The sequence below is a fragment of the Sinorhizobium sp. KGO-5 genome, from assembly GCF_036245905.1.
Classification (GTDB): domain Bacteria; phylum Pseudomonadota; class Alphaproteobacteria; order Rhizobiales; family Rhizobiaceae; genus Sinorhizobium; species Sinorhizobium meliloti_A.
On sequence record NZ_BDIZ01000015.1, the window covers coordinates 43,669 to 56,990 of the forward strand.

The 13,322-nt window shown below is 62.7% G+C and carries 11 protein-coding genes; 6 read left to right on the forward strand and 5 right to left on the reverse strand.

The window, feature by feature from the left end:
* Positions 1-11: 11 nt before the first annotated feature.
* From BHD07_RS30600 to BHD07_RS30610, 3 genes are all read left to right on the forward strand, one after another.
* A complete protein-coding gene (locus BHD07_RS30600; protein WP_338284172.1) occupies positions 12-1,385 on the forward strand; it encodes a UbiD family decarboxylase in 1,374 nt (457 codons plus the stop codon).
* 30 nt (positions 1,386-1,415) lie between these two features.
* Positions 1,416-2,048 carry a UbiX family flavin prenyltransferase gene (locus BHD07_RS30605; RefSeq protein WP_324764353.1) on the forward strand — a complete coding sequence of 211 codons (633 nt, stop codon included), beginning with the start codon at positions 1,416-1,418 and terminating at the stop codon, positions 2,046-2,048.
* Between the two features lie 78 nt (positions 2,049-2,126).
* A complete protein-coding gene (locus tag BHD07_RS30610) occupies positions 2,127-3,518 on the forward strand; it encodes a nucleobase:cation symporter-2 family protein (protein WP_338284173.1) in 1,392 nt (463 codons plus the stop codon).
* A gap of 211 nt (positions 3,519-3,729) precedes the next feature.
* On the opposite strand, the gene BHD07_RS30615 is transcribed toward BHD07_RS30610, so the two are convergent.
* The 5 genes from BHD07_RS30615 to BHD07_RS30635 are packed head-to-tail and all read right to left on the reverse strand — an operon-like array spanning position 3,730 to position 9,268.
* Positions 3,730-4,779 carry a CobW family GTP-binding protein gene (locus tag BHD07_RS30615; protein ID WP_338284174.1) on the reverse strand — a complete coding sequence of 350 codons (1,050 nt, stop codon included), beginning with the start codon at positions 4,777-4,779 and terminating at the stop codon, positions 3,730-3,732.
* Positions 4,779-7,097 carry a xanthine dehydrogenase family protein molybdopterin-binding subunit gene (locus BHD07_RS30620; protein ID WP_338284175.1) on the reverse strand — a complete coding sequence of 773 codons (2,319 nt, stop codon included), beginning with the start codon at positions 7,095-7,097 and terminating at the stop codon, positions 4,779-4,781. Before BHD07_RS30620 ends, BHD07_RS30615 begins: the two co-directional genes overlap by 1 nt.
* Entirely contained in the window at positions 7,094-7,579 is a 486-nt protein-coding gene (locus BHD07_RS30625) for a (2Fe-2S)-binding protein (RefSeq protein ID WP_338284176.1), read from the reverse strand. The genes BHD07_RS30620 and BHD07_RS30625 overlap by 4 nt, the downstream gene beginning before the upstream one ends.
* A complete protein-coding gene (locus BHD07_RS30630) occupies positions 7,576-8,439 on the reverse strand; it encodes an FAD binding domain-containing protein (RefSeq protein WP_324764357.1) in 864 nt (287 codons plus the stop codon). The genes BHD07_RS30625 and BHD07_RS30630 overlap by 4 nt, the downstream gene beginning before the upstream one ends.
* A 49-nt stretch (positions 8,440-8,488) precedes the next feature.
* Positions 8,489-9,268 (reverse strand): GntR family transcriptional regulator, encoded by a 780-nt coding sequence (locus tag BHD07_RS30635; RefSeq protein ID WP_338284177.1) that lies wholly within the window; start codon positions 9,266-9,268, stop codon positions 8,489-8,491.
* A gap of 467 nt (positions 9,269-9,735) precedes the next feature.
* On the opposite strand from BHD07_RS30635, the gene BHD07_RS30640 reads away from it, so the two are divergent.
* The 3 genes from BHD07_RS30640 (at position 9,736) to BHD07_RS30650 (ending at position 13,317) form a co-directional block, all read left to right on the forward strand.
* Entirely contained in the window at positions 9,736-11,034 is a 1,299-nt protein-coding gene (locus tag BHD07_RS30640; protein ID WP_338284178.1) for an amidohydrolase family protein, read from the forward strand.
* Positions 11,035-11,086: 52 nt separating this feature from the next.
* Positions 11,087-12,070 carry a BMP family protein gene (locus BHD07_RS30645; protein WP_338284179.1) on the forward strand — a complete coding sequence of 328 codons (984 nt, stop codon included), beginning with the start codon at positions 11,087-11,089 and terminating at the stop codon, positions 12,068-12,070.
* 149 nt (positions 12,071-12,219) lie between these two features.
* On the forward strand, positions 12,220-13,317 hold the full coding sequence (locus tag BHD07_RS30650; protein WP_275600092.1) for an ABC transporter permease: 1,098 nt from the start codon (positions 12,220-12,222) through the stop codon (positions 13,315-13,317).
* Positions 13,318-13,322: the final 5 nt, after the last annotated feature.

Genomic DNA, 13,322 nt, shown 5'->3' on the forward strand with positions numbered 1-13,322 from the left:
AGGGCAGTATTATGGAGTTCGGCAGCCAGGACGTCCGCTACTTTCTCCGGGAATACCAGAAGGCGTATCCCGAAGACGTACTCACCATCGAAGACCGTATCACGGACGACCAGGACGCATCGGCGTTCATCTGGAAGCTCAACCAGCAAGGCCGGGCGCCGCTCCTGCATTTCCGCAACGTCGAGGGCGTCGGCGGCGAAGTGATTGCCAACACCTTCGGATCGCGCGAGCGGATCGCCCGGATGTTCGGGACCTCCCAGGACCGGCTGCACGAAGCCTATCAGGCACGCTCGCGGCAAGCCCTGCCGCCGCGGCTGGTCGACAGCGGACCGGTCACCGAATGCGTGGAAGAGCACGACATCGATCTAGGCACGCTGCCGATGCTGAAGCACTTCGCGACGGACAGAGCGAAATACATCACCAGCGGCATAATTATCGCCGAGCACCCCGAAACCGGCGCCGGCAATCTCAGCTATCACCGCGCCATGATCCATTCGAAGAACGAGCTGGCGACGAGCCTGCATTCGCGCGGACATCTGTGGCGGCTGCTCAACTTGGCCAAGGACGGCGGCGAGAACCTGAAGGTCGCCATGGTCATCGGCGCGCACCCTCTCTTCATGATCGCAGCCTCGGCGCGCCTGGCGTTCGGTGAGGACGAGCGCGACGTCGCCGGCGGCCTCATGGGCGAGCCGCTCGAAGTGGTACGGACGCCGAAATACGGCATCCGGGTTCCGGCCTATGCCGAAATCGTACTGGAAGGGGTGATCGAGCCCGAAACGCAGGTTGCCGAAGGGCCCTTCGGAGAGTTCACGGGCTACTCGTCCGACCGATCGACGAACAATCTGTTTCGCGTCGAGACGTTGCTGCGCCGCAAGGACGCGATCCTTGTCAGCGTCGCCGGCGGCAACTCGTCCGAACATCTCAATCTCGGCCGTGTTCCGCGCGAGGCGGAGATGGTGGAAAAGCTGAAGCAACGCTTCCCGAGCGTGACGGCGGTCCACTATCCGGCATCCGGCACGCATTTTCACGCCTATGTCGCCCTCAACCAGACGAGACCCGGCGAGGCCCGCCAGATCATGCTCGGCCTGCTCGGCTGGGATGCTTATCTGAAGACCGTGATCGCCGTCGATGCCGACGTGGACATAACGCGGGATTCCGACGTCCTTTGGGCCATGTCTGCCCATTTCCAGCCGCACAAGGATGTCGTCATCATCGAAGGGCTGCCCGGGAACGCGCTCGACCCTTCGGCATCCGGTATCGGTACGACGTCCCGCATGGGCCTCGACGCGACCCGCGGGCCTGATTTTCACGGCGTGCTCGCCAGGATCGACGAGGCTGCCTTCGACCGCGCTTCGGCGATTCTCGCGAAATTCGGCCGTCCTTAGAGAAAATGGCGACGCTTGGAGGTGAAAGCGATGAAGGCGGACCGGGAACAGAGAAAGCGGATCATCGTCGGCATCAGCGGCGCCTCCGGCGTGATATACGGCATCCGGCTCCTGGAGATCCTGCGGGATCTGGACATCGAGACGCACCTCGTGATGAGCCGTGCCGCCCAGATCACGCTGGCGATGGAAACGGACTTCAAGGTCGCCGACGTCGAAGCCCTCGCCTGCTGCGTCCATTCCAACAAGGACATCGGCGCCTCGTGCTCCAGCGGTTCTTTCCGCACGCTGGGGATGATCGTTGCACCCTGCTCGATCAAGACCCTCTCGGAAATCGCGACCGGCGTAACTTCCGGCTTACTGTCCCGGGCGGCGGATGTAACGCTGAAGGAACGCCGTCGGCTGGTTCTCATGCTGCGCGAAACGCCATTGCACATCGGCCATATTCGTTCGATGGCCCAGGCGACGGAGGCGGGGGCGATCATCTGTCCCCCCGTCCCGGCCTTCTATGCCCGTCCGCAGACGCTGGACGAGATGGTCAATCATACCGTGGCACGCGTCCTTGATCTGTTCGATATCGATACCGGGCTCGCACATCGCTGGAGCGGGCGGCGCGCTGCCGTCCCTTCCCGCCCACGTGAAGATATCGAGGTGAAGATGAGGTGAGGAATACCGCCCGTTCGCCGGCCGGAGGAGGGTCGGGGTTCGGCGCTAGGCTCTTGGAAAAATAATGGGAGGAGCGAAATGAATACGGACTCGAAGTGCGATGCTATCGAAGAAATGTTTCCCGCGCCGAAACTGGCGGCGCTCGGCCTGCAGCATGTCCTGGTGATGTATGCCGGTGCCATCGCGGTTCCCCTGATCATCGGCAGCGCGCTGAATCTCTCCAAGGATCAGATCGCCATGCTGATCAGCGCGGATCTTTTCTGCTGCGGCATCGTCACCCTCATCCAGTGTCTCGGCATCTGGAACGTCGGCGCGCGTCTGCCGATCATGATGGGCATCGGCTTTACCGCGGTTCCCCCGATCATCGCCACGGGCACGGATCCGGACCTCGGAATGCCCGGCGTTCTCGGTGCGGTCATCGCATCCGGCGTGTTCACGCTTCTGGCCGCCCCCTATTTCAGCCGCTGGGTTCGCTTCTTCCCGGCGGTGGTCACCGGAACGGTGATGCTGGTCATCGGCCTGTCCCTGATGCGGGTCGGAGTAAACTGGGCGGCGGGTGGTCAACCCATGATAAAAGGCCCGGACGGGCTCATTCCCAATCCGGCCTACGGTCAGCCCTTCGCTCTTGCGGTCGCTGCCATCGTGCTGGTTTCCATTCTCCTGATGACCCGCTTTCTCAAGGGATTTCTCGCGAACCTGGCGGTCCTGTTCGGCATAGGGATCGGATTTGCCATCGCTGTCGCTTTCGGAAAGGTGGATTTCCAAGGGGTCGCCGATGCGAGCTGGATCACGGTCGTGACGCCGTTCGCCTTCGGCATGCCGATATTCGACCTGTGGGCGACGGTTGCGCTCTGCACCGTCATGATCGTCATGATGATCGAAGCGACCGGCCAGATCCTCGCCGTCGGCGACATGGCAGGCCGCACGATCAGCGAAGCCGACCTGGCGCGCGGGCTGCGCACGGATGGTCTCGGCAACATTATCGGCGGGATATTCAACACCTTCACATACACCACATATGCCCAGAATGTGGGCCTGCTCCAGATCACCGGTGTGATGAGCCGCTGGGCGGTTGCCGCGGGCGGCGTGGTGCTGATCCTTCTCGGCTGCCTGCCGAAGATCGCATTCATCACCGCGTCGATACCGAGCTATGTCGTCGGGGGCGCCGCGATCGTGATGTTCGGCATGGTCTCGGCGACGGGCGTCAAGATTCTCGCCCGGGTCAACTTCGTGGACAACCGCCGCAACCTCTACATCGTCGCCGTCAGCGTCGGCCTCGCGATGATCCCGGTGGTCGCCGACAAGATCTTCGCCCAGCTGCCGGAGTTCATCGACCGGTTCTTCCACAGCGGCGTTCTCGTCGGAACCTTCTCGGCGGTGCTGCTCAATCTGCTCTTCAACGGCGTTCCTCCGCGCGAGGAGGTGCAGCCGGATTTGGTTGGTGAGGGCGCCATGCGGCATCCCGGCTAGGCGCACCCGCAAGCGAATGCACGGCATGCACCGCCCCCGGCCATCTCCGGGGGCGGTGCGGTTTTATGCAATCAACGGCGGGTGAGGATGCCCCCTTCCGCCCTCGCCTTTTCCGGCCGGGCTGCGGCAAGTGGGATCCGCTGTTCCCGCTCAAACATGACAAATCCGCCGAAGCCTCCCGGCCTCGGCGGATTGGCGTCATTCCCCCGGATCAATTATCCGTACTGCCCGCCGAGGCAAGGCAAAGCTCCAGTCCTTTTTCCAGCGCCGCCCGGTCGAGGTTGCGGCCGATGAAGACCAGCTTCGTGTAAGGCATGTCCTTCCCCCAGACATGGTCCGGACGGAAGTCCATCAGCTTGTGCACCGCCTGCAGCACGAAGAAGCGAGGATCGTCGGCAATCGCTATGATGCCTTTGGTCCGGAAGATGTCGTCGCCTTCCTCCCGAAGCAGGCCCGAGAGATAGTCCGTCAGGCGGCGCTGGTCGAAAGGCCGGTCGAAGACGAAGGATTCCGAGCTGACCGTCGCGTCATGCAGATGATGGTTATGGTGGTGATGATCGTGGTGGTGATGGTGATCGAGGTCGAGCAGCTTGGCACGTTCGGCGACGTAGGACGGCGCGAAGCCTGAAATGCCGAGAATGCTCGACAGCTCCACCTTGCCGTAGCTCGAGCGTACGATTTCGGCGGTCTGGTTGAGCTTGCGCATGCCGCGCTCGAGCGGAGCGATCTCTCCTTCCGATACGAGGTCGATCTTGTTGATGATGATGCGGTCGGCGGCGACGATCTGGTCGACGGCCTGGTTGTCGCGTCCGTCCAGGACGGGATCGTCGATATGCTGCCCTATGTGCTTGGCATCGACCAGCGTCACGATGCCGTCCAGCGTTACGTGCTTGCCGATTTCATCATCGATGAAGAAAGCCGTCGCGACGGGGGTCGGATCGGCAAGCCCGCTGGTCTCGACCAGGATGTGGTCGAACTTGTCCTTTCGGGCAAGCAGCTTCTGCAGCACCTCTATCAAATCGTTGCGCACATCGACGAAGCAGCAAATGCAGCCGTTCTTCATCTGGTAGATCTCTTCCTCGGAGGCGAGCACGAGATCCGAGTCCACATCCACCTCGCCGAATTCGTTTTCGATCACCGCGATGCGGTGACCGTGTCGTTCCGTCAATATGTGGTTCAAAAGCGTTGTCTTTCCGGCACCGAGGAAGCCGGTCAGGATGGTGACGGGAATTTTGCTGTCCTGAAGATGGTTGGTCTGCATCACTGCCTCGTTTCGTTGACTTTGGACTTGAGGGCGTTCAACACTTGCTCCGGCGTAATCGGATAGTGGTGGAAGCGGACGCCGATGGCGTCGTAGATAGCGTTGGCGATGGCCGGTCCGATCGCGATGATCGGATCCTCCCCGACGCCCTTGGCACCGTAGGGACCGCCGGGATCCGGCGCCGTCTCGAGGATGATGGTGCGGATCGACGGCATGTCCATCGACAAGGGCATCTTGTAATCGACGAAGCTGGGATTGAGGGAACGGCCATCGGTAAGGTCGATGACATAATCCTCGCTGAGGGTGTGGCCGATGCCCTGCTGAATGCCGCCCTCGATCTGTCCGGCCGCGGCGATCGGATGGATGACCCTGCCGATCTCGTGTACCGGCACGACCTCGATAACGGCGACCTCGCCGGTTTCGGTATCCACCTCGACTTCGGCGAAATGGGCGGCGAAGGAGTAGGACTTGGTCGGCATGTAGGTGCCTACGCCGACCAGTTGCACCGCCGGCATTCCCCGTTGCGGCCCGACGGCCTCGCAAAGCCGGATGCTGCGGTTCGAGCCGTTGGTGACGACGACGAAACCGTCCCGGATCGCGAGATCCTCGGGCTCGGCCTTGAGCAGGGGCGCGGCGTGTTCGAGCACTTGTCTGCGCACGTCGGCGGCTGCGAGCTGAGCCGCCCGTCCGCCGAGATAGGTCGTGTGGCTGGCGAAGGCACCGATATCCCAGGGGACGATATCGGTATCCCCTTGGACGACCGAGACGGCTTCGAAGGGCACGCCGAGTTCCTCGGCGACGATCTGCGACAACGCCGTGTGCGCGCCGGTGCCGAGCCCAGCGGTGCCGGTGATCAGCGTCACCGTTCCGTCCTCGTTCATCTTCACGATTGCGTTGCCCTGTTCCTTGATACCCGGATAGGCACTGGATCCATGCATTTCGCAGCCGATCCCGATCCCGCGGCGCCTGACGCCTTCCGGCTTCTCTCGCATGCGCAAGTCGTGCCAGTTCGTCTCCTGCATGACGCGGCGGATGCAATCCCCGAGGCCATGTCCGACGATCGGGTGCCCGGAGGGTGCCATGTCGCCCTCGCGTACGGCGTTCATCAGCTTGAACTCGGCCGGATCGAAGCCGAGCTTCTCGGCCGCCTCGTCCATCATGAGGTCGAGCGCATAATATGTCTGAACGACGCCGTAGCCGCGAAAGGCGCCGGCAATCGGCGAATTGGTATAGATGCAGCGGCCTTCCAGCCGCACATTCTCGCAGCGGTAGAGCGAGGTCAGCGCTGCAGTGCCGACATTGGTGACGCCGGGACCGTGCGAGCCGTAGGCGCCGGAGTTGAAGGTGACCCTGGCTTCGCGTGCGACGATCCGGCCGTCTTTGGTGAAGCCCTGCTTCAGCCATATCTTGCCGGGGTGACGCGAGCGGCCGCCGAGGAAGGTTTCCTTGCGGCTGAACTCCATCTTGACCGGACGCCCCGTCTGCCGCGCAAGCAGGGCGCAGAGGAATTCGTTCTGGAAAAGATCCTGCTTCGCGCCGAAGCCGCCGCCCATGTGATCGACGATAACGCGTACCTTGTTCAGCGGTACACCGAGCACTTCGGCAAGCGTGCCGCGGACCATGAATGCGCTCTGGGTCGAGGTCCACATGGTGAGTTTGCCGTTGCCGTCCCACTGGCTCACACAGACATTGGGCTCCATATAGGCCGGTGTCGGGCGGCCGAGATCGTATTCGCGCTCGAGGATCAGATCCGCCTCGGCGAAACCCCTGTCGACGTCGCCGCGGGTGACGAAGACCGGCGGCAGCACTTGGTTCCGGTCGAGACCGTTCTCATGGATCGGCGGAGCGCCGGGCTCCGATGCGGCTTCGATGGTGAAAAGGCCAGGCAAGGGCTCGTACTCGACCTCGATGAGCGCGACTGCGCGCTCGGCGATTTCCTCGCTGACGGCAGCGACGGCGGCGACGCCCTCGCCCCAATATCGCACCCTGTCATCGAGAATGTACTGGTCCTTGGTAACGGATGCCGAGCGCGGATGCGGCGAGCCCGCATGCAGGACGCGCGGGACGTCCCGGTGCGTCAGCACCGCCTTGACCCCCTCGAGCGCCAGCGCCTTGCTCGTGTCGATGCTCCTGATGCGCGCATGCGCGATGTTGCTGCGCTTCATCTTGGCATGGAGCATGCCGGGCAAGGCGACGTCGCCTGCATATCTGGCCGTCCCCGTGACCTTCTCCAGCGTATCGGACCGCTTGACGCTCTTGCCCACGACGGTGAAGTCCCGGTCGGACAGGTCTCTGTCGATCCTTTCATAGGTGTTCATAGTGTCTCCGCCTTTCTCAGTTCCTCGGCCGTGGCCCGAACAGCGTCGATGATCTTGGTGTAGCCGGTGCATCGGCAGATATTGCCGGCTAGAGCGAAGCGGATTTCGTCCTCGCTCGGGTCCGGGTTTTCGTCGAGCAGCGCCTTGGCCATCATGATGATGCCCGGCGTGCAGAAGCCGCACTGGGCACCGCCGTGCTCCATGAATTTCTGCTGCAGCAGGTGCGGCCGGTCGTAAGCCGGCTGCAGGCCCTCGATCGTTTCGACCACCGCCCCCTCGGCCTCGACGGCGAGCACCAGACAGGCATTGACCGGCCTTCCGTCCATGATGACCGTACAGGCACCGCAATCTCCGACGTCGCAGCCTTTCTTGGTTCCGGTGAGACTGCCTTCGTTGCGTAGCGCGTCGAGCAGCGTACGGTTGGGAGCAACCGCGAGTTCACGGGCCTCGCCGTTGACCGTCATCGAAACGAGCCGGTTCATTGTGCACCTCCCATGGCGTAGCCGATCGCCCGGCGCGTAAGCACGCCGACCATGTCGCGGCGGTAGGCCGCGCTTGCGCGCACATTACCGATGGGAGTGGCTTCCTGCATTGCGCTTTCCGCAGCCTCGGCCAGCAGCGCCGCGTCGATCGTCCGTCCCCTGAGAAGGTCCTCGGTCCTGCGGGCGCGGATCACGGTCGGCGCCACGGCGCCGAGCGCGATGCGGATGTCCGAGCAGTGCCCGGCCGCGTGTTCGATACTGACGGCAACGCCGACGGTCGCGAGTTCCATCGCCTTGCGGCGGCCGTGCTTGATGTAGGCGCGGCCGCTCGTCGGGCGGGGCGCCGGCAGGGATATGCCGGTGACGATATCTCCGGGCGAAAGAACAGTCCGGCCGGGACCGGTGAAGAAGTCCTCCAGCAGAACGGTCCGCTCGGTGCCTCCATTATAGACGGTCAGGCTGGCGCCGTCGGCGATCAGGGGCGGGATCGTATCCGCCGAGGGCGAGGCGCGACAGATGTTGCCGACCACGGTCGCCCGGTTGCGCACCTGCACCGAGCCGAGGAGGCTTACCGCCTTGGCGAGGTTCGGATAGTTGCCGATGACATGCGGCGAGGTCTCTATCTCCCGGACCGTCACCAGCGCGCCAAAGCGAAGCCCGGCGGCCGGATCATAGGTAAAATCCCTCAGGTTCTGGATCTTCTTGATGTTGACGACGTGAAGGACGCTGCGAAGCTCCTCCTTCATCTCGACCAGCAGATCGGTGCCGCCCGCGATGATGCTGGCATCCTTGCCCAGCCGCCTCAGCAGATCGCTGGCCTCCGCCAGGCTTGCCGGCTCGTAATATTCGAACGGTTTCATGCATTCCTCCTCCCAAAAAACAGCGGTCGCCGCCGCGTGCCGCACTGATTCAATCGAAACCGGGGTCGCCATCCTCCCCTCGTTCGGTTTCGCCGGACCCCGCGTTAGCCTGAACGGAGCGAAACGCCTGCATGGCCGCTGCTCGATCGGCCACCAGTTCACGTTCCAGGGCCCGCAGGTGCTCCGTGTTGAGGCGGGCGGCCCTTTCGCCATCTCCGCTTGCTATCGCTTCGACGATCTCGGAATGCGCGTGATTGCCGCAGAAGCGCGGCTCGGTGTCCGGCCTTGACCAGGAGAGCAGCGGCTGGCGGTTGATGAGATCGCGTATCACCCCGGTCAGCACGTCGTTGCCGGCCATTTCCGCCAGAAGCAGATGGAACCGCCGGGACAGATGCCGGGCTTCTTCCATGCGGCCCTCTTCATAGGCGTTGCGTTCGTCCTCCACGAACGACCGCAGGCGCGCACGCTCCGCCTCGCCGATCGTGCCGGCGAGCTTCTCGACCGTCGCTGTCTCGATCACGATGCGCGCGTCGAATATCTGCCGCGCTTCGTCGGGCGAGCACATGGCGATGGACGCTCCCTTGTTGGGACTGAGTTCCACCAGCCCGGCATGCGCCAGGCGCATGAGCCCGTTGCGTATGGCCGACCTGTTGGCGCCGGAGGCGATGGCCAGCTCGCGCTCGATCAGCCTGGCGCCGGGGGCCACCCGATGATGCATGATCGCCTCGACGATGACCTGGACGACACGCTGCTCGGCCTCAGGCCCGCTCATCGCGGCCCCGGCAGGGGGACGGTATCTTGCACTCCTGAGAAAGGGCGACGCGGCCATCCGAAACACTCCAGATTAGATTGTCAACAATCTATACTTGGATGATCGGATGTCAACGTTATGTATTATTCGGCAATGTCGACACCTATATTCATGACTCCAGCGTATTTACAGCGTACGCCTTGCAGATTGCTCGCATTTCCGCCGGATTACCATGCATAAATTTGGCTGAATGAAATCACTTGCGGAATTTCATCGGTTCCAACTCCGGTGAAAAACCCGTTTTTATCCCGTTGCAACTGATTTTTCAGGGGATGGAATGGCGACTTGCATGCCATTATCTTATTTTATTTCTTTCGCAGCCGTACGCTGCACTGGGCGATGCGGAGCTGCCGGACAATTCATAAGCAAACCGAAACAATATATATCTATTATGAAATTGCCTCAATAATCGCCGCTTCTTAGTCTCCATACAGATGGAATGGGCCGGACGGAATGGGCCAGACGGAATGGAATGGAGTCACTCGATGCATACGGTTCTCGGAACCCGTCATGGCGGTGCCCGCCGTGCACTTCTCCTGCGTGGCTGCCGCATCGCGGGTGAAGCCGCGGCAGGCGCTGAACGCGACATTCTCATAGGGGAAGACGGGCGCATCGCCAGCATCGGCCATCGCCTGGAAGCAGGCCCGGATGTGATCGGCGTCGATCTCCGCGGCGCGCTCGTCTCGCCGGGCTTCGTCGACGTCCACCAGCATCTGGACAAGACTGGCGCCCTCAAATTCACGCCCAATCCCTCGGGAACCTTGCAGGGAGCGCGGGAGGCATTCGCCAGATATGCCCGCCAGGCGCCGGAAGAAGACGTGACGCGACGTGCGGCACGAACCATGGAACGCTGCCTTGCCCGCGGCACCACGGCGATCCGCAGCCACATCAATGTCGACAAGGATGCCGGCTTCAACGGCATCAATGCCTTGGCACGGCTGAGATCGGAATGGGCGGACCGGCTGACGCTGCAACTCGTCGCGTTCATGACGCCGCATCCCAACCAGGATATCGAATGGCTGGAGAAGAACATCGATGCCGCAGTCGAACAGGCCGACGCGGTCGGGGGCACCCCGGCGGTCGCCGAGGACCCGATGCGGTATCTCGACATCCTCTTCGCCGCGGCCGAGCGGCATGGCCGGCCCATCGATCTGCACCTTGACGAACACCTGAACCCCGAACGGCCGCTTTTCGACGCCGTGTTCGAGCGGGTCCGGAGATTTGGCCTGCAGGGTCGCACCCTCCTCGGGCACGCATCCGTCCTGAGCGCGCTGCCGAGGAAGGAATTCGAGCGCATCCGCGACCAGATGGTCGATCTCGACATCGCCGTCGTGACACTGCCTGCGGCCAATCTCTACCTGCAGGGCCGCAGCCACGACATGTTGCCGCCCCGCGGTCTGACGCGCGTCGCCGACCTGATCCGTTCGGGGGTCGCCATCGCGACCGCATCCGACAATATCCAGGATCCGTTCGTGCCGACCGGCTCGGGCGACATGCTCGAGATCGCGCGCTGGACGCTGCTTGCCGGGCATCTGCGGGGCGACGAGCTTGCCACCGCCTATGACATGATCACCGCAATACCGGCACGCATGATGAATCTCGGCACCGATTACGGCATCCGCGAGGGCGCCTGGGCGGACCTCGTCGTCACCGATTGCGAGGATGTCAGCGCGCTCGTCAGCGGAGGTCCCGACTGCATGCAGATCCTCGCGAAAGGCCGGCCGGTTGCAGCACCCGCATCGCCTGCCATGGAGGCCATACGCGCATTGGAAGATGTCCCCTGAACGGCAACAAGCCGTCGGACGGGCATGATGAGGAGAGGAAGGGAGGAGCATCATGATGATTACCAGAAGAGGCTGTTTGGCGTCTGCGATCGCAATGGCCGCGCTCATTGCCGCCGGGCCGGCTTTCGCCGGGGGCGCATCGTTCAAGATGGGACTGCTGGTTCCCGGCAGCATTTCGGAAGAAGGATGGAACAGGATAGGCTTCAACGCGCTCAAGGGCGTGGAGAAGGAACTTGGTGCCGAGGTCAGCTATGTCGAGCTGCAGCAGAACCCTGCATCCTTCGAGAAAGCCTTCCGCGACTTCGCCAGCCAGGGCTACAACGTCATTCTCGGGCACGGCTTCGAGTTTCAGGATGCCGCTCTCGAGGTCGCACCGGAATATCCCGATACGGTCTTTCTTATTTCCTCGAGCTACATATCCGAGGGAAATGTCATCGGCCTCAACACGGATACGAGCCAACCTTTCTACCTGATGGGCGTGATCGCGGCCAAGACGGGGAAGAAGGCGGGTCTCGTCGGAGGGATGGAGATCCCACCGATAAAGGAGGCCTTCGAGGGTTTCACCAACGGCGTGCGAAGCGTCGCGCCGGACTTCCCCGTCAGTGAAGTCTATATCGGCAACTTCACCGACGCGACCGCGACCAAGGAGGCAAGCCTCAGCCTGATTTCGCAAGGGGCCGACTTCGTGCTGCCGAATGCTTCAGGGGCGACGGTGGGGGGATTCCAGGCAGCCGCGGAATCCGGTGCCGACGTCAAGACGTTCAGCATCTTCAGCGACTACACCTCGGTCGCTCCCAAGAACATCCTCGGGCTTTACGTCGCCGACTATGCCCGGGGCGTCATCCGCATCGTCGGGGACATCAAGAACGGCAAAAAGCCGACGACCAATGTCGAATTCGGCCTGAAAGATGCCGACGTCATGAGGTTCACCTATAATGAGCAGGCTGCAAATCCGGTGACGGAGGACGTACGCAAATACGTCGATGAGGTGAAGGGCAAGATCGCAGCCGGTGAAATCAAGACCCGGCAGAAATAACGTCCGCAGGTACAAGAAGGATGGGGCACTGCCCGAAGGATCGGGCCGGCCCGGCCATTCGCATGCGCCCCATCCGGCCACGATAACCGCTTCGATCGATTGTTCGATGGAAAGCTTCAGGCTTTTCCTAATCCGAAGGCAGCAAACTCATGGCAAACAGTGAAAGCGGACAGCCGCTGGCGGTTGTCCCCCAGGCCTATGGCGCCCTCTGGCGAGGCCTGCTCGGTCCTTTACGCACGATCATCCAGCCGGTCGCCGCTGTCGTTGTGGCTCTCGCATGCGGGGCGGCGCTTCTTGCCTTCAACGGCTACGAAGCACGCGCCGTGATCGACGTGATGGTACTTGGCGTCTTCCAGGACACCCGCTCGATCGCCGAAATTCTCCTGAAGGCGACGCCGCTGATCCTGATCGGCGTCGGCCTTTGCGTCGCCTTCCGCTGCAGCATCTGGAACATTGGCGCCGAGGGGCAATTCTATGCCGGCGCCATCGCCGCAACCGCCGTGGGCGTTTCCTTCGACGGATTGAGCGCATGGGTCTATGTGCCGCTCGTCATGCTCGCAGGCGCTCTTGCCGGTGCGGCATGGGCGGCGATCGCCGGACTTCTGAAGGTCTATTTCCGGGCGAGCGAGATCGTGACGACGATCATGCTGAATTACATCGCCATCATCATGACGAGCTATCTCGTGACCGGCCCGTTGCGGGATGCGGCTGCGGCCTATCCGCAATCCGCCCGGCTGGTCCAGGAGGCGTGGATGCCGCGCATCCTGCCGCCGACTCGCCTCCACATCGGCATCCTCGTCGCCCTGGCGCTTGCCGTCGTGATGTATGTTTTCCTGTTTCGCAGCACCCGGGGCTATGCGCTGAGGGTGGTCGGCATCAGCCCGGACGCCGCGCGCTATGCCGGGATCAGCGTTCCCAGGAACATCATGCTGTCGATCTGCCTGAGCGGCAGCATGGCCGGGCTCGCAGGTGCCTTCGAGATCGCCGGCGTCACCCGGCGGCTCTTTCAGTCGATCTCTCCGGGCTACGGCTTCGAAGGGATCGCCGTCGCTCTTCTCGCAAACAACAATCCGATTGGAGCGGTCTTCTCGGGCCTCTTGTTTGCAATCCTGCGAAGCGGCTCCGAGCTCATGCAGATCACGGCGCAGGTGCCTCAGGTTCTCGTGCTCGTGATCCAGGGCATCGTCATTCTCTCGGTCGTGGGATTTGCCGTGTTGCGGATCCCGTCGATGCGCCCTTCCGAATAGGTGGA